The sequence below is a fragment of the Pseudomonas morbosilactucae genome (genome assembly GCF_023241715.1).
GTDB lineage: Bacteria > Pseudomonadota > Gammaproteobacteria > Pseudomonadales > Pseudomonadaceae > Aquipseudomonas > Aquipseudomonas morbosilactucae.
Map to the genome: position 1 here is coordinate 15,053 of NZ_JALQCW010000020.1, position 20,672 is coordinate 35,724.

Sequence of the window (20,672 nt, forward strand, 5' to 3'; positions counted from 1 at the left end):
GCGAATGCCATAATTCTCATCTGTAGCATCCTGTCCCACAGGCTTGACCCAGAGCTGCCAAACTGTGCAACCTTAGCCGCTTGCTTCAGGGAGTTGAGCGAAATCGATGTGAAGCAGCCAGCGACCTCCAGTTTGCAGAAGCCTCGCATCGAGGATAGAGCTCGAAGCTGGGCTTTCGACGGTGTAATTTCTTTAGATAGCACCTGTGAAAGCCAAGTGTGACGAGAGTGGAGATTTTTATTTGTTGTATCTCTCATCTTTTTGGCCTCCTAGACAAATAGCGAAATCGATGGTGTAGATTTCTTCATCGTAAGTTTCAAGCCTGATTTTATATGTGGTCATATCGAACTCAGGTTGTTGCGCCATTTTGTCTAGGTATTTCAGTAATTCCTTGTTGCTAATCGAGGCGATGCTAGTGGCTTTAAAGTGCTTCAAGGCTTCTGTGTAAAGTGCTAGAAGCCCTTGGTTTGTATCTTTGGACAGTAAGCCGTTTTCAAGAGCAATGAGCTTGTCGTCGATGCATTCGGACTCATATCGGACGGCTTCCGAATCTGATGGCTCATAATCTGTGTAATCGTCAATATGCTTCCTATTGGAGTGACCTGCCATATACCTCAGCAATTCCTTCCCTGAATCTCCTACGTGCCTGTGTACGAGCAGGAGGAAGAATTTTCTCATCTCGTGAATGCGCACATACCATCGCCGACCCAATTTATCGACGGGCAGGTGGACAGCATCACAGAAAGTATTAATGCACAAGTTTACTTTCCATTCGGGAATTCCGCCACGAGGGCATTTGAATCCCCTGCCAGGAATATAGAACAGCCTCCGTGCGTACTCCGATTCATCCCCATAGATACCTGCCAGCTTTTCGCCGAGCACTTGGAGTAGCTGGATGGCATGAGCCGCAACGTAGGGGATAGGGCGTTCAATGAAGTCGTTTGCACCCAACTCCCCAGTTTTGCCGACCATGTGGCCCATAAAGGCGCCATTGTTGCCCCGGTCGGTAGAAAGGCAGTTGCGCTCTAGGGTGCTAAGCTCAATGTTCCGAATAGGTTTTATGATGCCGATAATTATGGCGCAAGCGCCATAAAAAGATTCCATCACCATTTTGTAGTTGGTTTTGTCTACAGGGAAATTTTTCTTCTCTTTGGTTTGGAGCCTGCTTATGGCGAGCGCTTGGAATAGCGGCTGCGCAGGTAGGTTTTCCATACCTGTCGTCATCCAAAGGTGTTTCGTTTTCTGGAAGAGCTCGTTCTTTTTTACGGACTGTTTCGACAATGAATTATCTTCGTCAATAGAGACGAATTGCTCGATATAAAAAATCAGAGATTCAACGATGGCATTCCCGTAGACGGTTATCCACTTGCAGGCTTGGTTCAGGCATTTGAAGCCAATATCAAGAGGTAACAATTTGGTGTGGCCACCTGGCTTCAAATGTGGCTTGTAATTAAGAGCAAGTTGATCGATGTTCAGTTTAATGTCGGGGATGTCTTCGGGCAGGATATCATGGCCTTGGAAAAACAATTTTAGGCATGACATAGTATCCAGGAAAGAGCTGATGCCCATTGCCCCGTCAGCTGCTTCATCTAATGTCTTAGTGTTTTGAGTGCTGTGAAGATTTGTGCGCACACCTCTTTGTAGTAAGTCGTCATGGGCCAAGGTTGGCTCAAACTGCCTAATGAACAGGCGGAAATTTGCATTATGCAGAGACGTTGAAGGTCGACGAGAATGGAGCCAATATAGTCTCTTGAAAGCAATCCTTTATCATAGGTGCTGCTTTGGGCGCTGGAGACATAGAGATCGTTTCGAGTGAAGTAGGAAATCGCTTCTCTTGTGAGCTCAACTGGTAGGGCGTCAGGGGCTGATATGAGATCCTCTAATGAGAAGGAGACAGGTAAGATATCAAGCAGGTGTGAAATGAAACGCTCCTTCAACAACAAAGCAGCAGTCCATCCACCCTGACTGAAAGTTTCGGCGATAGCTTTGCACGCGTCCTCATCGAAGAGCCGGAAGCCATGCGTACAGGTTTCATAAGTGTCTTTATAAAGATTGGCGCGTGCTGCCAAATTCATAGCGAAGCTAAAGTATGTAATCCATCGACCTTCCGCGACTGGTTTACCTGTAATGGTGCCCATGCGACAGTGAAATAACCATTTCTGCACCGTTTCTAGCAGCAGTTTATTAGAGTCGTCGGTGAGGTTGGTGCCGTCCGCCATCAAGCGATCAAAGCTCATGCACTGAAGCTTTGACCCACCTGGAAAACTGACCAACCATTCCTGACTTCCGATCCCGCCCCTTACCAGCCAATCTGCTTGATAGCTGTGGCTTCTTTTATAGATTTTGCTTTGCCGTTCCGCTTGTTCGATCATCGCTTTGATACGACGCTCGTCGAATGAAAAGTCTTCCATTAGACGGCCTTCCAAACAGAAAGCGAGACTAGCGGACGAAGGTCGTGTTTCAGGATGGTCGCACGAGCATGCGATTTCCGGAGTTCACTCATGGAATCGCCCGAGACCCTGTCCGCGATAGCCATCTCAGCGTTAGATGCGCTATCGAAATCGAGGGAAACTGTTTTCGCTACTAAATCCCTGAGCACCGGGAAGATCCATAGGGGCACGCTGGTTCGCTCATCGATCACCGAGCGTTCTTCTAGTGCAAGCTTATCGACGGCATCTGCGTATGCGTAGATCGCGGCAAGGCTACCCGCACTCCGATCAAACAGCAGCTCGCGCTCTACAAACATTTCAATTAGAGAGCTGGGGTCAGGCGAGTAATGACCAAGCTTCGAGCGTAAGGCTTCGCTTAAGGGATCTCCCTTCTTAAGGCCTAATAGTATCCGTCGGACAAAAGCCTGTAGCTCTTCTCGAGTGCTAAAGTCAGATGCAGCTAACTGCCAAGGCTCGCCCTCTGTTGCTACTAAGATGACCTTTTGATGTAGCACCCTGAAAAACCTCGTCGCCCATCGATGAACCATCCAGGCCGGAATATATTTATCTCTGACCACCTGCAAAGAGTTACCCAGCATGTCCGCTACGGCCTGGAGACTACCAGTACGCAAAAACTCCAAAATCCCTTGAGTGCATCGGATCGTGTAGAGATTGACCATGCTTGGAGTTACGCCTACTTTGTCTAGTTCATCTTTATATAAATCATGCAGAGAGAGTCCAGCATTTGTAGTCAAGGTTTTTGCAAAGTTAGGACTGGAGCCAATTTGGTTTCTGCTCGAGACAAGGAACAGCTTCCTCCACCCGCTCTTACCCTCCGATAAAAGGCGTCGTCTTGGCATATTTGTACACCGAATCACATCCATAACGATCCGAGTGCTCAATGGGGGAAGTACAGAGACCTTGCGTGACTGCGCGCGAGGTTTGCTAACGCTGACTGTTATTCGCTTGGTGTCACTATTGCCGCGTAGATAGAATTTTCCGTCTCGTCGGTATAACCTTATGTTGGTCAGTGATGATGGATTGAACGAAGGGTTTTCTGATGCAATGATCGCACTTGCAACTGCGCAGTCTCTGGGTGACAAGTAGCCGAGTAGTCGGTTGAAAGTTTCGTTAACTGTATTGTTATCGATACAGTCGTCGCCGGCAGCCTCCCATACTCGTGCCCTAAGTTTTGGCTTGCTATGGGAGTTGTAGATGACGGGCCTGAAGAAAGGTAGTTCTTGCAGGTCGTCGAATGTCATCGATTTAAGCTCGTCAGTCTGTTCGGCGTAATATCGAGCGACGGCTAGAAACCAGTTAATACCTGTAGGCGAATCTGGATGCGCAAGATGAATCCCATTTTTGCTGAATTGTCCGCTCTCAAGCACCGCCTCGATTTCGTCGTTCGAGATGTTCTTACATAGCTCATCACCTCGGGCGTGGCATCTTAGCATTCGATTCCAGTAGTCTACCGAGCATTCGACAATGGCATCGGCCCTTGTCTCGAGAGTGTTCTTAAGATTAAGTAGGTACACGTCATCTTCAAAACTCAAGCCTTCTTCCACAAGGTATTTTTTGGGAAGCAGAAATCGTGGCCCTTTGGGAATAGGCGTGTGCACAGTCCCGTAACCAGCCGGTTGAGACATATTCTCCGGTTGACTGACCGAATTCGCTTTTGCATCTGGGATGAATGTGTCTTCCGGTATGAATCCATCCCGCCTCAGTTTTTTGTAAACAAACGCCACCGCGCTCCAATGGTCATATCGGGTTTTGGGCTTATGATCTTTGTTGTAGAGGTGATGGGAGTAGTGTGTAAGTATGAAGTTGCTCCAGTCATCTTCCGCAGGTGGGAACTTTAACCGGAGCTTGGTAACGTGGTTGAAGATATATCTACTTGCCCGGAAGCGTCCTGAATAGCTAGTAGTCTCTCCAGTGATGCATAATACCCTAACCGCTTCGGCTACTTTATAGAGCACTTCTTTGTCGACCCACGATGGAGTGTGGATAGTAGAAATCCTGTAGTCGCGAATACATTCATCATCATCCCACTTGAATGTGATGCGATCATCCTGCACTTGGTAGGTAAGCATAATGAGATCCTACGTTGAAAGCGGCATAGCGTAGTGATCTGGTTGCTCTGGTCAAGAACTTTCGTGCGTGCTTCTAAAGTTTTAAATAGTGTATTAAAAGCATACTCTTACATGTATTTCGGGACGGGATTTTGCATTAGCCTCACGTCGCAGTGAAAGGTTGGCCGACAATTGATATGTTGTTTGGTATATCTGTTGGTCTGTGTTTCGCTGATAAGGAATTGCCGGACTGGACGCTGATCAGCGAATACGCCGGGGGGGAAGGATTAGGCTGGACGAGAGGGTTCGTCGTTATCGGCATACCTAAGCGTGGGTGAGTGCAAGGAAGGCGGTTGCTGCTTCCCAGTGTACTTAGTTCCTAGGGAGTATTTCACTGAGCGATTGCTTGGTCATCCTCAACCAGGTGGTCTCTAATAGCTCTTTGCCGGGATTGCTGGCGGGGCATTAATTAAAGCAATATTGACTTAGCGTTTGAACCAATTATCGATTTATCTCGTCGCCGTGTTCTACGGAATACAAGCACTACCTCCGCATATATTTAGTCCGGTTGGTGTTCGGCCCCTAGCTCGTGGTATCGAGTCTAATGTTAGGCTCCGAATCGGCTTGAATCACGTCCAGCGCAACCGTGATTTTTTTCAGGTGTGACTGGACATCCCGCGCCTCGCCGCAGACAACACTGCGATACGCGCCTGCTGTCCACCCTTGAGATTGGTGATTTGGGGGGTGCAAAGGCGATGGACGGTGCGCTAGGGCTTCCCACCCGTCAATCCGAGGTGATGGGCAACCTGGCCACGATGACCTCATATCGATCATTGTGAGATCTCTCTTCCGTTCTCAGCCTATGGGAGGTGGTGGAGTGTCGATGAATTCAGCGTTTTTTCCGTCTTCGGTATCCGAAGCACATGGAAATGGGTGTCAAGTTTTAGGTGTCAAAATCGTTGTCTAAGTTGTTGATTCGTATAGGGTTATACCTTCTAGATGAATTCATGTGTCTAGAAAAACCTAATGCTCGACATCAACGGCATCCTCGGCCTGGCGGCGCTGATGGGCGGCATCAAGCACGGTGAGCAGTCCTACAACGACGACTCGGCGCGCACCTACAGCGTGATGATCCTCACCGCCATGGGCGTGTCAATGGTGGTGCCGGAGTTCATTCCCGAGGCGGACTGGAAGGCGTATTCGGCGTTCACCATTGGCGCCATGGTGGTGCTCTACACCTTGTTCCTGCGCATGCAGGTCGGGCCCCACAGCTACTTCTTCAGCTACAGCTACCCGGAAAAACGCCGCAAGCAGGAGCCCCTGGAACAACAGGCCCAGGCGGTCAACCTGGGGCTGAGCATCGGCATCCTGGTGTTTGGCGTGGTGGTGATTGGCGCCCTGGCCGAAGTGATGTCCAAGACCCTGGACCTGGGTCTGGAAGGCACTGGTGCGCCGCCGGTGATCACGGCGATCCTGGTGGCGGCAATTTCCGCCGCGCCGGAGATTCTTACCGCCTTGCGTGCGGCCCTGGCCAACCGGATGCAGTCGGTGGTCAACGTGGCCTTGGGGGCCTCGTTGTCCACGGTGATCCTCACCGTGCCGGTGATGGAAGCGATGGCGCTGTACACCGGCCAGCCCTTCCAGATGGCCATGACGCCGGTGCAGACGGTGATGGTGTTGATCACCCTGGTGGTCAGCGCGATCAACCTCAATGACGGTGAGACCAATGCCATCGAGGGCATGACCCACTTCGTGCTGTTCGCCACCTTCATCATGTTGTCGTTGTTGGGGTTGTAAGCATGGTTTCGCCGGCCAGCCCGCCCCCGTAGGAGCCGGCTTGCCGGCGAAAGCGCCCGATCAGGCGCCGCCGATCAATTCCCGCGCAGCCTGCCGGTGATCGGCAATCAAGCCCCTCACATCCAACCCATCCACCTGCCCGTCGATCACTCGCCACTGGCCGCCGACCATCACCCGGTCCGCCCGATCGGCGCCGCACAACAGCAAGGCCGACAACGGATCGTGACTGCCGGAGAAGCGCAGCTCATCCAGTTTGAACAGGGCCAGGTCGGCCTGTTTGCCCACGGCCAATTCGCCGATATCCGTACGCCCCAACAACTGCGCCGAGCCGCGAGTTGCCCAGCCCAGCACTAATTCCGGGGTGATCTTTTCGGCGCCATAGCGCAGGCGTTGCAGGTACAGGGCCTGGCGGGTTTCGAGGATCATGTTCGAGGCGTCGTTGGACGCCGAACCATCCACCCCCAGCCCGATCGGCGCACCGGCGGCGCTCAGTTCCAGGGTCGGGCAGATGCCCGAGGCCAGGCGCATGTTGGAGCTTGGGCAATGGCAGATGCCGGTGCCTGCGGCACCGAGGCGGGCGATTTCGTCGGGGTTGAAGTGAATGCCGTGGGCCAGCCAGGTGCGCGGGCCGAGCCAGCCGACGCTGTCCAGGTAATCCACGGTGCGCAGGCCGAAGCGCTGCAGGCAGAAATCTTCTTCGTCGAGGGTTTCGGCCAGGTGGGTGTGCAGGCGCACATCCAGTTGTTCGGCCATTTCAGCGCTGGCGCGCATGATTTCCGGGGTCACGGAAAACGGCGAGCAGGGCGCCAGGGCGATCTGGATCTGCGCGCCGTCGCCACGCTCGTGGTAGGCCTGGATCAGGCGCTGGCTGTCTTCGAGAATCACCGTGCCTTGTTGCACCGTCTGCTGCGGCGGCAGCCCGCCGTCGGCTTCCCCCAGGCTCATGGAGCCGCGGGTGAGCATGGCGCGCATGCCCAGTTCGCGCACGCTGTCCACCTGCACGTCGATGGCGTTTTCCAGGCCTTCGGGAAACAAATAGTGGTGATCGGCGGCGGTGGTGCAGCCCGACAGCAGCAGTTCGGCCAGGGCTACCTTGCTCGCCAGGGCGAGTTTTTCCGGGGTCAGCCGGGCCCACACCGGGTACAGGGTTTTCAGCCAAGGGAACAGTGGCTGGTTGACCACCGGTGCCCAGGCTCGGGTCAGGGTTTGGTAGAAGTGATGATGGGTGTTGATCAGGCCCGGCAGGATCACATGTTCGCGGGCATCGAACGTGCGCTCGCAGGGTGTGCCGGGTTGTTGCCCGGCCGCGAGCACTTCGACAATCAAACCGTTTTGCAGCACCAGGCCGCCACGGGCATCGAGGCCGTTGGCAGTGAAAATGGCCAGGGGATTTTTTAACCAGGTACGGGTCGCAGGCATGGTGGCCGGCTCCTCTGAAAGTGGGTTCAGGTTAGCCAGCTCAGTGTTGCCCTGTCTGCTGATCCAGGGGCGTCAGGATCGACGCGGGGAGCAGTTTACGGCGAGACCGCGTTGCGGTCTATCGCGGGCAAGCGCCACGTCTGTAGAGGCGCTTGCTCGCGATGACGTGCGTTCAGGTGCCACTTACCAAGGAATGGTCTCGCCCTTGTAGTTGACGAAGTGATGGCCGCCCTTGCCGGTGTAGGCGTTGACTTGGGCGATCAAGCCGCGGGTGCTGGTTTCCACGTCGATGTCAGCGCCTTCGCCGCCCATGTCGGTTTTCACCCAGCCCGGGTGCAGGGACAGCACGGTGAGTTTCTGCTCGCCCAACTGGCTGATAAAGCTGTTGGTCATGGAGTTCAGCGCCGCCTTGCTGGCCTTGTACAGCGCCAGTTCCGGGGCATCGGGCATGGTCACGCTGCCCAGCACCGAACTCATGAACGCCAGCACGCCGCTGCCCTGGCGGATCTGCCCGGCAAAGCGCTGGGCCAGGTTGATCGGTGCCACGGCGTTGGTGAAGAACAACTGGCCGACCTCCGCCTGGGTGGCGTGGCCCGGGAGCTGGTTGTCCGGGCCCTTGACCCCGGCATTGACGAACAGCAGGTCGAACACCTGGTCCTTGAGTTTCTGGTTGAGGGCGATCACCGCTTGCTGGTCGTCCATGTCCAGTTGTTCGATCTGTACCTTGCCCAGGGCCTGCAAGGCCTCGGCTTTCTGTGGGTTGCGCACGGTGGCGGTGACTTGCCAGCCGTCTTCCAGCAGGCGTTGTACCAGGCCGAGGCCCAGGCCCCGGGAGGCGCCGATGATCAGTGCGGTTTTTGGCGAAGACATGGAAGGATTCCTTGATGAGTGAGGATCATGGATTCAATGGGCAGGCTTGCCCGAGCCGTTGTCGCAGCTCCTGGCGCAACTCGTCCAATTCGGCAATGCGGGTTTCGATCAGGTTCAATTTGTCTTGCAGCAATTGGCTGACGGCGCTATCGGGATTGGGCGCCTGCCACAGGGCGCCGACGCTGCTGCCGATTTCGCCGAGGCTAAAGCCCAGACGCTGGGCGGTCTTGATGTAGAGCACCAGTTGGACCATTTCCGCGGGGTAATCGCGGTAACCGTTGGCACTGCGCTGGGCGGCGATCAACCCGCGCTGCTCATAGAAGCGCAGGGTGTCGCGACTGACGGCGCAGGCCTCGGCCAGTTCTCCGATGCGCATGGGGGGATCTCAAGAGTGCTTGACCCTGGAGCATACTCCAGGCTTTAGCCTGCACGCTCCTTGAATCTATGGAGCTGTAGTTATGTGGACTGCTGATCAATATCGCAAGCTGGTACGGGCCAGTGGCTGGTACGACTTGCTGGTGACCCTCGCCTTTGTCACGCCCTGGAGTTTCATCGCCCTGCACGGGCTGATGCAAAGCACGGCCCAGGCCTTGAACCTGCCGGGTGAACTGCCGCCCTTCGAGCCCATGCACAGGATGATGGCCAACTTGATGGGCTCGATTGTCTGCGTGTGGTCGGTGCTGCGGATTCGCGACCCGCAGCTGGCATTTGGGCGTTACGACGCCGCTGGCCGCATCCTGTTTGCCACCTGGCAGATCTACGCCCTGGCCCACGGGGCGACGGCGCTGATCGGGGTCATTCTGTTCTTCGAACTGGCCTGGTGCGTGGCGCAACTGCTGCCGGTTCGCGCGAGTGCCCTTGAGCACGTCGCCAGCAACCCGCCCCCCACGCACTTCCTGCAGGAGCCGGCTTGCCGGCGCTGAGGCTTTATCAGCGCCCCGCCTGCCACGGCTGCCCCAGCGACACCGGCGCATACAGGCGGGTACGCAAGGCATCGCGGGACAACAGCACCAGCACCAGAATGGTCGCCACGTACGGCAGCATCGCCAGCAGGTTGGAGGGAATCGCCAGGCCCAGACCTTGCGCCACCAGGTGCAGGATGCTCGCCAGCCCGAACAGATATGCCCCGAGCAGCAAGCGCCAGACCCGCCAACTGGCGAACACCACCAGCGCCAGGGCGATCCAGCCCCGGCCGGCGCTCATGTTCTCGGCCCACATCGGCGTGTAGGCCAGGGACAGGTAGGCCCCGGCCAGGCCGGCCATGGCGCCGCCGAACAGCACCGCCAGGGTGCGTACCCGCAGCACCGGCAAACCCATGGCGCTGGCGGCATCGGGGTTTTCGCCGACCGCCTGGACGATCAGCCCCAGGCGGCTTTTCAGGATCACCCAGGCCACCAGGGCGAAGAGGGCAAAGGACAGGTAGACCAGCAAGTCCTGGGCAAACAGCATGCGTCCGATCAGCGGGATGTCGCTGAGCAGGGGGATGGCCACTGGCTCGAAGCCGGCCAGGGGCTTACCGACCCAGGCCGCGCCGACAAAGCTCGACAGGCCCACGCCGAAGATGGTCAGGGCCAGGCCCGTGGCCACTTGATTGGCGTTGAACACCAGGGCCACCACAGCGAACAGCGCCGACAGCAGCATGCCCGCGCACATGGCCAGCAGCACCCCCAGCCACAGGTTGCCGCTGTTGAGGGCGACGATAAAACCGATGACCGCGCCAAACAGCATCATGCCTTCCTGGCCCAGGTTGAGAACGCCGCTTTTCTCGCAGATCAGTTCGCCCAGGGCCACCAACAGCAAGGGGGTGCCGCAGCGGACCATGGCGTAGAAAATATTGCTCAGCAGATCGATATCCATCACAGGGCTCCCGCGTGTACGGAGGGGGACGAGGCGCGGCGGGCCCAGCGCAGGTTCAGGCGCGGCCGATAAAGAATCAGCACATCGCTGGCCAAGAGGAAGAACAGCATCATGCCCTGGAACAATTGGGTGATGGCCTGGGGCAGGTTGAGGCTCATTTGCGCGCTCTCGCCACCGATGTACAGCAGGGCCATCAGCAGGCTGGAAACCACGATACCGATGGGGTTCAGGCGGCCGAGAAAGGCCACGGTGATCGCCGCGTAGCCGTAGCCCGGCGAGACCTGCGGCACCAGTTGGCCAATGGGCCCGGCCACCTCGCAGACCCCGGCCAATCCGGCCAGGCCACCGCTGATCAGCAGGGCCAGCCAGATCAGGCGCTTTTCGCGAAAACCGACAAAACCGGCGGCGCGCTTGTCCAGTCCGAGCACTTTGATCTGAAAACCGACGAAGCTTTTCTGCAGCAGCACCCACACCGCCACCAGGGCCAGCAGGGCGAAATACACCCCGGCATGAACCCGGCCGTCTTCCATCAACAGGGGCAGTCGGCTGGCGTCGCCGAACATGGCCGATTGCGGGAAGTTGAAGCCTTCGGGGTCCTTCAGTGGCCCGTGGACGAAGTACAGCAAGAGGTTCAGGGCGATGTAGTTGAGCATGATGCTGGTGAGGATTTCATTGGCATTGAAGCGCGTGCGCAGCCAGGCGGTGAGGCCGGCCCAGGCGGCACCGGCCAGGGTGCCGACCAGCAGGATCAACACCAGGGCCCAGCGGCTTTGCAGGTCGATGATGTTCACCGCCAGGGCACTGCCGGCCAGGGCGCCGAGCAACAGTTGGCCTTCGGCGCCGATGTTCCAGATCCGCGCCTGGTAGGCCACGGCCAGCCCCAGTGCGCAGAGCAGGATCGGCAGGGCCTTGACCAGTAATTCCGAGACACCGTACAGGTCGCTGATCGGAGCGATCAGCAGGGTGTGCAAGGTCAGCAGCGGGTCGTGACCCAGGGCGATAAACAGCAGTGAGCCGCAGCCCAGGGTCAGGACGGCAGCCAGCAGCGGCGAGCACCAAAGCATCAGGCGCGATTGCTGGCCGCGGGGTTCGAGAGAAAGCAGCATGTGCAGCTCCGTTAAACCGCCAGGGCGGAGGAGGGTTGAGGGGCATCGAACTGGCCGGCCATCCAGCCGCCGACTTCGATCAGGCTGGTGTCGGCGGTGGCCTTGAGCGGCGACAGGCGCCCGCTGCACAGGGCGGCCAGGCGATCGCTGATCTGGAAAAGTTCGTCGAGGTCTTCGGAAATCACCAGGATCGCCGCGCCGGCTTCGCGCAGCGCCACCAGGGCCCGATGGATGGTGGCGGCGGCGCCGACGTCCACGCCCCAGGTTGGGTGGGCGGCCACCAGCAACTTGGGCTGCTGGAAAATTTCCCGGCCGAGGATGAATTTCTGCAAGTTGCCGCCGGACAGGCTGCGGGCGGCGGCGTGGGTGCCAGGGGTTTTCACCCCGAAGCGGCGAATGATCTCCAGCGCCAGGGCCTCGACCTTGCCGCGCTGGATCAGGCCGTTGCTCACCAGGCCATGCTGGAAGGCCGTGAGCAGGGCGTTATCGGCCAGGCTCAATTCAGGCACGGCGCCATGGCCCAGGCGTTCGGCGGGCACAAAGGCCAGCCCCAGCCCGCGCCGGGCATCGGCGGGTAAATGGGCGACGGGCTGGCCGGCGAAACTGACGGTCTTGGCCTCGCTGCGGTGCAAGCGCTGCTCGCCACTGAGCAGGGCCAGCAGTTCGTCCTGGCCGTTCCCGGCCACGCCGGCAATGCCGACGATTTCGCCGCTGCGTACCTGCAACTCGAGTTGATGCAGGGAGCAGCCGAACGGGTCGGGGTTGTGCCAGGACAGTCTGTGCAATTCCAGGAAGGTGTTGCCGCCAGTGACCTTCGGGTAATCGGTCATCAGCGCGGCGGCTTCACCCACCATTAACTGCGCCAACTGCCGATCCGTGCACTCGGCCGGAATGCAGTGCCCGGCCACGCGGCCGCCCCGCAGCACCGTGGCGCTGTGGCACAGGGCGCGGACTTCGGCGAGCTTGTGGCTGATAAACAGAATGCTGCAGCCCTCGCTGGCCAGGCGCCGCAGCGTGATGAACAGGTCGTCGGCCTCTTGCGGGGTCAGCACGGAGGTGGGCTCGTCGAGGATCAGCAGGCGAATGTCTTGCATCAGGCAGCGGATGATTTCCACGCGCTGGCGCTCGCCGATGGACAGGCTGTGCACCAGGCGCTCCGGTTCCAGTGGCATGCCGTAGCGCTGCGAGACTTCGCGGATTTTCGGCTCCAGTTGCTTGGGCGTACCTGCGGCGGCGCCCATGGCCAGGGCGATGTTCTGCGCCACGCTCAGGGTTTCGAACAGCGAGAAGTGCTGGAACACCATGCCGATCCCCAGGCTGCGGGCCTGGGCCGGGTTGCGCATGACCTGACGCTGGCCCTGCCAGATCAGTTCGCCCGAGTCGGCCTGGGCCACGCCGTAGATGATCTTCATCAAGGTGCTTTTGCCGGCACCGTTCTCCCCCAGCAAGGCGTGGATTTCCCCCGGCCGGATGCTCAGGTCGATGGCGTCGTTGGCCAGGCAGCCGGGGTAGCGTTTAGTGATGCGGCGCAGTTGCAGGCGCGGTGTTGGCTCGGGTTCAGGCACAGGGTTTGGCATGGCGGACTCGGGTCGCTTGGCGTTATGCCTGTGGATAAAGCAATTTCCTGGCCAGTGAGTCAGGAAAACCTCTAGGCCGCGCTCGGCAGCGGTCCCGAGCAGGTCAGGCGCCCTGCCCAGGCGCTAAAGCCAGGCACGGGTGGGCACCACTTCAGGGCAGGGCGGAGGAAAAGGCGCCGATTAGGCCCGTTGTCGGGTGGTCAAAAAACGATCAAACGGCTGGGGGCCATACGCTGTCAGCGGCGGGTGCAGCCTTGCACGGGTTATCCACAGCTTGCTCCACAGTATTTGTGTGCAAGCGACCCGCTCGGGCATAAGCCGGCGGGGCTTGTCTTCCAAAGGTGATAAATCGGGCTAAGCCGCTGTTTTCTTGTGGAAAAAGTCATCTTGGGAGGGCTTTGGACAAAAAATGATCAAGCCCCGCAAAGCCACGTGACAGAAGGGTTACAGGGGAATGTGCTCAGCTTATCCACAGTCGGGTGCACAGTAGATGTGGGCAAGTGTTGGAGGGGCGCCGAGGTTATGCACAGCGGCTAAGTGGCCACGTGGACGCTCTTGGTGCGCTCAGCGCTGCAAGAGGATGCGCCCACGACTTAGGTCGGCCAACTGGCTTTGCAGGGTGTCGATCTGTGCCGCGCCCAGGGCCAGTTGCAGCTCCACCCCGTTGGCGGTGAAGTCTTCCGCGACCACCAGCCCGCCCAATTCGCCTACCCGCAGTTTCACCAGGGCCAGCTCACTGAAGGAGCAGGCGCAACTCAGGGGGACGCGGCTGATCAACTCGATGCGCTCGGCGCCTTGCAGGCATTTGTTGGCACTGCCGCCATAGGCGCGGGCCAGGCCGCCGGTGCCCAGTTGGATGCCGCCGTACCAGCGAATCACCAGCACGGCCACGTGATCGCAGTCCTGGGCTTCGATGGCCGCGAGCATGGGCCGCCCGGCAGTGCCGCCGGGCTCGCCGTCGTCACTGCTGCGGTACTGGTCGGCCAGCTTCCAGGCCCAGCAGTTGTGTGAGGCATTGAGGTCGCTGTGCTGCTCGATAAACGCCTGGGCTTCAGCGGGGCTGGTGATGGGCGCGGCGAGGGCGATGAAACGGCTTTTGCGAATTTCTTCGCGGTATTCGCAAAGGCCGACAAGGGTAAAGGGCATGGGCGCGGATCTTTTACAGGGCGGGGGTGAGGCCACAGCCTTTGAGGATGATGCGGATCAGGTTGTTGCCCGCGTCTTCCATGTCTTGCTTGGTCAGCTTGCTGCGTCCGGTGACGCGACAGATCTGTGTGGCGAAGTCGGCGTAATGCTGGGTGCTGCCCCACAGCAGGAAGATCAGGTGCACCGGGTCGACGGGGTCCATTTTGCCGGCGTCGATCCAGGCCTGGAACACGGCGGCGCGACCCTGGAACCAAGTGCGGTAGTCCTGGCTGAAATACTCGCTCAGGCATTCACCGCCGCTGATGATTTCCATGGCGAAGATGCGCGAGGCCTGGGGTTGGCGCCGGGAGAATTCCATCTTGGCGCGGATGTAGCGCGACAGGGCTTCGGCAGGGTCGTCGTCGGCGCTGAGGTGGTTGAAGGTGCTGTCCCACAACTCGATGATGTTGCTCAGCACCGCTACGTACAGCCCCAGTTTATTGGTGAAGTAGTAGTGCAGGTTGGCTTTGGGCAGGCCAGCGTTCTGCGCGATGGTGTTCATGCTGGTGCCTTTGAAACCGTGACGGGCGAACTCGTCTTCGGCGGCCTGGAGAATGGCTTCTTCGTTCTTTTGACGAATGCGGCTGGCGGGTTTACCGGAGTGAGCGCCTGCGTGGGCTGGGACTTCAAAGGTCATGGACATTTCCGAGCTGGTCTGTGGGTGCAACCAGTGCGTTGATAGCGCACCCACAACAATCCGACAAGCCTTAAGGCGACAAAAGCGTCAAAGGGGTTTCGCCGTGTCGCTTTCGAAGGCGGTGTTTGCGTCAGGCGCGGCCGCCTTGGCCTCCGGCAATAGCAGGCACATGAAGATTGCGGTGAGCCCGCCGCTGGTGATCGCCGAGTCGAACAGGTTCTGCACCACCTTGGGCAGCAGGTGCAGCAGGTTGGGTTGCGCCGCGATGCCCAGGCCGACCCCGAAGGAGGTGGCGATGATCAACATGCTGCGGCGGTCCAGGGGCGCCTGGGCGAGGATGCGCACGCCGGCTGCGGCGACGCTGCCGAACATCACCAGGGTCGCGCCGCCCAGCACTGGCTTGGGGATTTGCTGCAGCACTGCGCCGATCAACGGGAACAGGCCGAGGCAGAACAGGATCAGGCCGATGTACAGGCCGACGTAGCGGCTGGCCACGCCGGTCAACTGAATCACCCCGTTGTTTTGCGCAAAGGTGGTGTTGGGGAAGGCGCTGAAGGTGGCGGCGATCATGCAACTGACGCCATCCCCGAGAACGCCGCCCTTGAGCCGGCTTATATAAGAGGGGCCGCTGATGGGCTTGCGGGCGAGCATGCAGTTGGCGGTCAGGTCGCCGACGGTTTCGATGGTGCTGATGAGGTAGATCAGCGCCACCGGGAGGAAGGCCGTCCAGTCGAAATTGAAACCGAACTTGAAGGGAATCGGTACGCTCACCAGGGGCAGGTCGGGCAGGGCGTGTGGCACCAGCTTGCCGCTGAACCAGGCCGCGAGGCTGCCCAGGGCCAGACCGATGATGATGGCCGAGAGGCGCACCCAGGGCGTGTTGCTGCGGTTGAGCAGGATGATGGTCAGGAGCACGAACACCCCCAGCGCCAGATTGCCCGGAGCGCCGAAGTCCGGGGCATTGAAGCCGCCGCCCAGGTCGGTGATGCCGACCTTGATCAGGCTGACCCCGATCAGGGTGATGACGATGCCAGTCACCAGCGGTGTGATGACTCGGCGCAGTTGCCCGATAAAACGGCTGAGGACGATTTGCACCGCCGCGCCGAAAAAGCATACGCCGAAGATCATTGCCAGGATGTCCTCCGGGCTGCCTCCACGTTGCTTGACCAGGAACCCGGCCGAGAGCACGGCGCCCAGGAAGGCGAAGCTGGTGCCTTGCAGGCAGATCATCCCGGCACCGATGCCGAACGGCCGTCGCGCCTGGATAAAGGTACCGACCCCCGACACCATCAGCGCCATGCTGATCAGGTAGGGCAGGTGAGCGCTCAGGCCCAGGGCCGAACCGATCACCAGCGGCGGAGTGATGATGCCGACGAATGCCGCTAGTACGTGTTGCAGGGCGGCGAGGGTGGCGGCGGCGGGTTTGGGACGATCGTCGAGGCCGTAAATCAGGTCGCTGGAGCTGGGGTCTTCTGCGTGCATGGGCTTGGAACTCGGGGCTGTCGGTTCAGGTGCCGATGCCTTGCAAAAAGCTGTCCAAGTACTCAGGTTATTTTTTCGATGTTTGGGTTTTGTCCAATAAAACAAGGGGTTTTAGCCCTGGCTTATGAAGTTTCAACGGGTGGCTTCCAGGCTTTCGAGGAAGCTTTCCAGCACCAAATGGGGGCGTCGGCCTTTACGCGTGACCGATGCCAGGCTCAGGTCGTAGAAACGCGAAGCGGGCTTGAGGGCGCGCAGCCGGCCCTGTTGCACCCAGACATTGGCGTAGTGGTCCGGCAAGTAGCCAATGTAGCGCCCGGTGAGGATCAGAAAAGCCATGCCTTCACGGTCCGAGGCGCTGGCGGTGCAGTTGAGGCGCTGGTAATGGGCCTGGATTTCTGCGGGCAGGCGAAAGGCCGGGGCGATGGCGTCCTGCTCATTGAGGCGCTGGTCTTCAAGCTGGCGATCGTCGACATAGAACAGGGGATGACCGACCGCGCAGTAGAGCAGCGAACGCTCGCTGTACAGCGGCTGGTACTCCAGGCCCGACAAGGCGCTGGCCTGGGGCACCACGCCGACGTGCAGGCGGCCGTCGAGCACCCCTTGTTCGACTTCGTTGGGGGCGATCATGCGGATCTGGATCTGCACATCCGGGCCGCGTTCTTTCAACTGCGCCAGGGCGTGGGTGATGCGCATGTGGGGCAGGGTCACCAGGTTGTCGGTCAGGCCGATGATCAGTTCGCCGCGCAGATGGCGGTGCAGGCCGTTGACCTCGGTGCGGAAGGTTTCCAGTGCACTTAACAGTTGCAGCGCCGATTGATAGACCTCGCGGCCTTCCTCGGTCAGGGAGAAGCCGGCGCGACCTCGTTGGCACAGGCGCAGGCCGACCCGCTGTTCGAGGTCGCTCATCTGCTGGCTGATGGCCGAGCGGCCAATACCGAGCACGGTTTCTGCGGCGGAAAAACCACCGCATTCGACCACGCTGCGGAAAATCCGTAAGAGGCGGATATCAAAGTCGCTGACTTGGGCCAGCGGGTCGATTCGGCGAACGCTCATAGTTTAGCCATGGCCTGACTGAAGGTTATTAAAGTTGGATTTCATCGACTTTATAGCCGTGGCAACTTAGCTGCAATAACGCTTCGATCCCGATGCCGCTCATTGCCTTGCGAGGACCTGCACATGAACATGCCCGAAACCGCTCCCCAGTCTTTGGCCAGCCAGCTCAAGCTCGACGCTCACTGGATGCCTTACACCGCCAACCGTAACTTTCAGCGCGACCCGCGGTTGATCGTTGGGGCTGAAGGCAGTTGGCTGATCGATGACAAGGGCCGCCGGGTATACGACTCGCTGTCGGGCCTGTGGACCTGTGGCGCCGGCCACACCCGCAAGGAAATCCAGGAAGCGGTTTCCAAGCAACTGGGCACCCTCGATTACTCCCCAGGCTTCCAATACGGCCACCCGCTGTCGTTCCAACTGGCCGAGAAAATCACCGACCTGACCCCGGGCAACCTCAACCACGTGTTTTTCACCGACTCGGGCTCCGAGTGTGCCGACACGGCGGTGAAGATGGTGCGGGCCTACTGGCGCCTGAAAGGCCAGTCGACCAAGACCAAGATGATCGGCCGCGCCCGTGGCTATCACGGTGTGAACATCGCCGGCACCAGCCTTGGCGGCGTCAACGGCAACCGCAAGCTGTTTGGCCAGGCCATGATGGATGTCGATCACCTGCCCCATACCCTGCTGGCCAGCAACGCTTTCTCCCGCGGCATGCCGGAGCAGGGCGGTATCGCTTTGGCTGATGAGCTGCTGAAACTGATCGAACTGCACGACGCTTCGAACATCGCGGCGGTGTTCGTCGAGCCGATGGCCGGTTCTGCCGGGGTGCTGGTGCCGCCACAGGGCTACCTCAAGCGCTTGCGCGAGATCTGCGATCAACACAGCATCCTGTTGGTATTCGACGAAGTGATCACCGGCTTCGGTCGTACCGGCTCGATGTTTGGTGCCGATAGCTTCGGCGTGACCCCGGACTTGATGTGCATTGCCAAGCAAGTCACCAACGGTGCGATCCCGATGGGCGCGGTGATTGCCAGCTCCGAGATCTACCAGACCTTCATGAATCAGCCGACCCCTGAGTACGCGGTGGAATTCCCCCACGGCTACACCTACTCGGCACACCCAGTGGCGTGCGCAGCCGGTTTGGCGGCGCTGGATCTGCTGCAAAAAGAAAACCTGGTGCAGAGCGTGGCGGAAGTCGCGCCGCATTTCGAGAATGCCTTGCATGGCCTGAAGGGCAGCAAGAACGTGATCGACATCCGTAACTACGGCTTGGCCGGGGCGATCCAGATCGCCGGGCGTGACGGTGATGCCATCGTGCGTCCATTCGAGGCCGGCATGGCCTTGTGGAAGGCTGGTTTCTACGTGCGTTTCGGCGGCGACACCCTGCAGTTCGGCCCCACCTTCAACAGCAAGCCACAAGACCTCGACCGTCTGTTCGATGCGGTTGGCGAAGTGCTGAACAAGATCGACTGATTCGCCCTTCTATGTAGAACACAGATCAGGCGCGGAGCGATTCGCGCCTGTGGACAACTTTTCAGGAGCCCTGCATGAGCCTTATCCCGCATTTGATCAACGGCGAACTGGTGACCGACAACGGTCGTAGCGCCGACGTATTCAACCCGTCCACCGGCCAAGTGATCCACCAAGTGCCGCTGGCCAGTCGTGACACCATGCAGCGCGCTATCGATTCGGCCAAGGCTGCCTTCCCGGCCTGGCGCAACACACCGCCGGCCAAGCGTGCCCAGGTGATGTTCCGCTTCAAGCAGTTGCTGGAGCAGAACGAAGCGCGGATTGCCCAACTGATCAGCGAAGAGCATGGCAAAACCCTGGAAGACGCTGCCGGTGAGTTGAAGCGCGGTATCGAGAACGTCGAGTACGCGTGTTCGGCGCCGGAGATCCTCAAGGGCGAATACAGCCGTAACGTCGGCCCGAACATCGATGCCTGGTCTGACTTCCAGCCCCTGGGTGTGGTGGCGGGGATCACCCCGTTCAACTTCCCGGCCATGGTGCCGCTGTGGATGTACCCTCTGGCGATCGTCTGCGGTAACTGCTTTATCCTCAAGCCGTCGGAGCGCGACCCAAGCTCGACATTGCTGATTGCTCAACTGTTGCTGGAAGCCGGCTTGCCTAAAGGTGTGCTGAGTGTGGTGCACGGCGACAAGGGCGCGGTGGATGCGCTGATCGAAGCGCCGGAAGTCAAAGCCTTGAGCTTTGTTGGCTCTACGCCGATTGCCGAGTACATCTATTCCGAAGCCACCAAACGTGGCAAACGTGTGCAGGCGCTGGGTGGGGCGAAAAACCATGCGGTGCTGATGCCGGATGCGGACCTGGATAATGCCGTGAGCGCGTTGATGGGGGCGGCGTATGGTTCCTGTGGCGAGCGTTGCATGGCGATCTCGGTGGCCGTGTGTGTCGGCGATCAAGTGGCGGATGCACTGATTGCCAAGCTGGTGCCGCAGATCAAGGCGCTGAAGATCGGTGCAGGCACCTCGTGTGGCCTGGACATGGGGCCACTGGTTTCTGCTCAGGCGCGGGATAAGGTCAGCGGCTATATAGAAGACGGCGTGACATCGGGCGCCAAGCTGGTTGTTGATGGTCGTGGCTTGAGTGTGGCCGGCAACGAAGACGGCTTCTTCCTGGGTGGCTGCCTGTTTGATCAGGTGACCCCGGAGATGCGCATCTATAAAGAAGAAATCTTCGGGCCTGTGCTCTGCGTTGTGCGGGTCAACAGCCTGGAAGAGGCCATGCAACTGATCAACGATCACGAGTACGGCAACGGCACCTGCATCTTCACCCGTGACGGTGAAGCGGCGCGCCTGTTCTGTGACGAGATTGAAGTGGGAATGGTTGGGGTCAACGTACCGTTGCCGGTACCGGTGGCTTACCACAGCTTCGGGGGGTGGAAGCGTTCGTTGTTTGGCGATCTGCATGCGTATGGCCCGGATGGCGTGCGCTTCTATACCCGTCGCAAGGCCATTACCCAGCGCTGGCCACAACGGGCCAGTCATGAAGCGTCGCAGTTCGCGTTCCCTAGTTTGTAATCAGGCAAGGCATAAAGGCCGGCCCCTTGGGGCGGCCTTTGTTTTTAGGGGCGATTTTGACCGTTATGACAGAATTGTGAAATTAATGGTTGACGGCAAATTCTATGGGCCTATAATTCGCCCCACTTCCGGCGCAGTCGAAACGGAAAA

16 protein-coding genes and 1 pseudogene are annotated in these 20,672 nt (G+C 59.1%); 4 read left to right on the forward strand and 13 right to left on the reverse strand.

Features of this window, described 5'->3' with window-relative positions:
• Positions 1-237 precede the first annotated feature (237 nt).
• From M1B34_RS09945 to M1B34_RS09955, 3 genes are read right to left on the reverse strand one after another with little or no spacing between them, the layout of a single operon-like run.
• A complete protein-coding gene (locus M1B34_RS09945; protein WP_268264994.1) occupies positions 238-1,662 on the reverse strand; it encodes a hypothetical protein in 1,425 nt (474 codons plus the stop codon).
• Entirely contained in the window at positions 1,590-2,411 is an 822-nt protein-coding gene (locus tag M1B34_RS09950) for a hypothetical protein (protein WP_268264995.1), read from the reverse strand. Before M1B34_RS09950 ends, M1B34_RS09945 begins: the two co-directional genes overlap by 73 nt.
• Positions 2,411-4,519: a hypothetical protein gene (locus M1B34_RS09955; RefSeq protein ID WP_268264996.1), complete on the reverse strand. Its 2,109-nt coding sequence runs from the start codon at positions 4,517-4,519 to the stop codon at positions 2,411-2,413. The genes M1B34_RS09950 and M1B34_RS09955 overlap by 1 nt, the downstream gene beginning before the upstream one ends.
• Positions 4,520-5,521: 1,002 nt before the next feature.
• On the opposite strand from M1B34_RS09955, the pseudogene M1B34_RS09960 reads away from it, so the two are divergent.
• A pseudogene (locus M1B34_RS09960) lies at positions 5,522-6,295 on the forward strand (calcium:cation antiporter); the annotation flags it as partial.
• 60 nt (positions 6,296-6,355) lie between these two features.
• On the opposite strand, the gene M1B34_RS09965 reads toward M1B34_RS09960, so the two are convergent.
• From M1B34_RS09965 to M1B34_RS09975, 3 genes are all read right to left on the reverse strand, one after another.
• Positions 6,356-7,714, reverse strand: coding sequence for an 8-oxoguanine deaminase (locus tag M1B34_RS09965; protein ID WP_268264997.1), 1,359 nt, complete (start codon positions 7,712-7,714; stop codon positions 6,356-6,358).
• A 183-nt stretch (positions 7,715-7,897) separates the two neighbouring features.
• A complete protein-coding gene (locus M1B34_RS09970) occupies positions 7,898-8,584 on the reverse strand; it encodes an SDR family oxidoreductase (protein ID WP_268264998.1) in 687 nt (228 codons plus the stop codon).
• 25 nt (positions 8,585-8,609) lie between these two features.
• A complete protein-coding gene (locus tag M1B34_RS09975; protein WP_268264999.1) occupies positions 8,610-8,960 on the reverse strand; it encodes a MerR family transcriptional regulator in 351 nt (116 codons plus the stop codon).
• Between the two features lie 82 nt (positions 8,961-9,042).
• Between M1B34_RS09975 and M1B34_RS09980 the strand changes: the two genes are divergently transcribed.
• Positions 9,043-9,507, forward strand: a complete 465-nt coding sequence (locus M1B34_RS09980) for a hypothetical protein (protein WP_268265000.1) — start codon at positions 9,043-9,045, stop codon at positions 9,505-9,507.
• A gap of 7 nt (positions 9,508-9,514) precedes the next feature.
• Here M1B34_RS09980 and M1B34_RS09985 read toward each other — a convergent pair whose 3' ends face one another.
• The 7 genes from M1B34_RS09985 to M1B34_RS10015 form a co-directional block, all read right to left on the reverse strand.
• Positions 9,515-10,441: an ABC transporter permease gene (locus M1B34_RS09985; RefSeq protein ID WP_268265001.1), complete on the reverse strand. Its 927-nt coding sequence runs from the start codon at positions 10,439-10,441 to the stop codon at positions 9,515-9,517.
• Positions 10,441-11,547: an ABC transporter permease gene (locus tag M1B34_RS09990; protein WP_268265002.1), complete on the reverse strand. Its 1,107-nt coding sequence runs from the start codon at positions 11,545-11,547 to the stop codon at positions 10,441-10,443. Before M1B34_RS09990 ends, M1B34_RS09985 begins: the two co-directional genes overlap by 1 nt.
• A gap of 11 nt (positions 11,548-11,558) precedes the next feature.
• A complete protein-coding gene (locus M1B34_RS09995) occupies positions 11,559-13,124 on the reverse strand; it encodes an ABC transporter ATP-binding protein (protein ID WP_268265003.1) in 1,566 nt (521 codons plus the stop codon).
• 564 nt (positions 13,125-13,688) lie between these two features.
• Positions 13,689-14,270 carry an IMPACT family protein gene (locus M1B34_RS10000; RefSeq protein WP_268265004.1) on the reverse strand — a complete coding sequence of 194 codons (582 nt, stop codon included), beginning with the start codon at positions 14,268-14,270 and terminating at the stop codon, positions 13,689-13,691.
• Between the two features lie 13 nt (positions 14,271-14,283).
• Positions 14,284-14,946, reverse strand: coding sequence for a TetR/AcrR family transcriptional regulator (locus M1B34_RS10005; protein WP_123329861.1), 663 nt, complete (start codon positions 14,944-14,946; stop codon positions 14,284-14,286).
• An 87-nt stretch (positions 14,947-15,033) separates the two neighbouring features.
• Positions 15,034-16,428 carry a uracil-xanthine permease family protein gene (locus tag M1B34_RS10010; protein WP_123329863.1) on the reverse strand — a complete coding sequence of 465 codons (1,395 nt, stop codon included), beginning with the start codon at positions 16,426-16,428 and terminating at the stop codon, positions 15,034-15,036.
• 132 nt (positions 16,429-16,560) lie between these two features.
• A complete protein-coding gene (locus M1B34_RS10015; RefSeq protein WP_123329865.1) occupies positions 16,561-17,481 on the reverse strand; it encodes a LysR family transcriptional regulator in 921 nt (306 codons plus the stop codon).
• Positions 17,482-17,604: 123 nt separating this feature from the next.
• On the opposite strand from M1B34_RS10015, the gene aptA reads away from it, so the two are divergent.
• Both aptA and M1B34_RS10025 read left to right on the forward strand, forming a co-directional pair.
• The gene (gene aptA / locus M1B34_RS10020; RefSeq protein WP_268265005.1) at positions 17,605-18,954 is read left to right on the forward strand and encodes an omega-aminotransferase AptA; all 1,350 of its coding nucleotides are present in this window, start codon (positions 17,605-17,607) and stop codon (positions 18,952-18,954) included.
• Positions 18,955-19,028: 74 nt separating this feature from the next.
• A complete protein-coding gene (locus M1B34_RS10025; protein ID WP_123329869.1) occupies positions 19,029-20,522 on the forward strand; it encodes a CoA-acylating methylmalonate-semialdehyde dehydrogenase in 1,494 nt (497 codons plus the stop codon).
• Positions 20,523-20,672 lie beyond the last annotated feature (150 nt).

Excerpts from the sequence above, each read along its gene's own strand:
- M1B34_RS09950 (WP_268264995.1), bottom strand. The coding sequence starts at position 2,411 with ATGGAAGACTTTTCATTCGACGAGCGTCGTATCAAAGCGATGATCGAA.
- M1B34_RS09955 (WP_268264996.1), bottom strand. The coding sequence starts at position 4,519 with ATGCTTACCTACCAAGTGCAGGATGATCGCATCACATTCAAGTGGGAT.
- M1B34_RS09965 (WP_268264997.1), bottom strand. The coding sequence starts at position 7,714 with ATGCCTGCGACCCGTACCTGGTTAAAAAATCCCCTGGCCATTTTCACT.
- M1B34_RS09970 (WP_268264998.1), bottom strand. The coding sequence starts at position 8,584 with ATGTCTTCGCCAAAAACCGCACTGATCATCGGCGCCTCCCGGGGCCTG.
- M1B34_RS09975 (WP_268264999.1), bottom strand. The coding sequence starts at position 8,960 with ATGCGCATCGGAGAACTGGCCGAGGCCTGCGCCGTCAGTCGCGACACC.
- M1B34_RS09980 (WP_268265000.1), top strand. The coding sequence starts at position 9,043 with ATGTGGACTGCTGATCAATATCGCAAGCTGGTACGGGCCAGTGGCTGG.
- M1B34_RS09985 (WP_268265001.1), bottom strand. The coding sequence starts at position 10,441 with ATGGATATCGATCTGCTGAGCAATATTTTCTACGCCATGGTCCGCTGC.
- M1B34_RS09990 (WP_268265002.1), bottom strand. The coding sequence starts at position 11,547 with ATGCTGCTTTCTCTCGAACCCCGCGGCCAGCAATCGCGCCTGATGCTT.
- M1B34_RS09995 (WP_268265003.1), bottom strand. The coding sequence starts at position 13,124 with ATGCCAAACCCTGTGCCTGAACCCGAGCCAACACCGCGCCTGCAACTG.
- M1B34_RS10000 (WP_268265004.1), bottom strand. The coding sequence starts at position 14,270 with ATGCCCTTTACCCTTGTCGGCCTTTGCGAATACCGCGAAGAAATTCGC.
- M1B34_RS10005 (WP_123329861.1), bottom strand. The coding sequence starts at position 14,946 with ATGACCTTTGAAGTCCCAGCCCACGCAGGCGCTCACTCCGGTAAACCC.
- M1B34_RS10010 (WP_123329863.1), bottom strand. The coding sequence starts at position 16,428 with ATGCACGCAGAAGACCCCAGCTCCAGCGACCTGATTTACGGCCTCGAC.
- M1B34_RS10015 (WP_123329865.1), bottom strand. The coding sequence starts at position 17,481 with ATGAGCGTTCGCCGAATCGACCCGCTGGCCCAAGTCAGCGACTTTGAT.
- aptA (WP_268265005.1), top strand. The coding sequence starts at position 17,605 with ATGAACATGCCCGAAACCGCTCCCCAGTCTTTGGCCAGCCAGCTCAAG.
- M1B34_RS10025 (WP_123329869.1), top strand. The coding sequence starts at position 19,029 with ATGAGCCTTATCCCGCATTTGATCAACGGCGAACTGGTGACCGACAAC.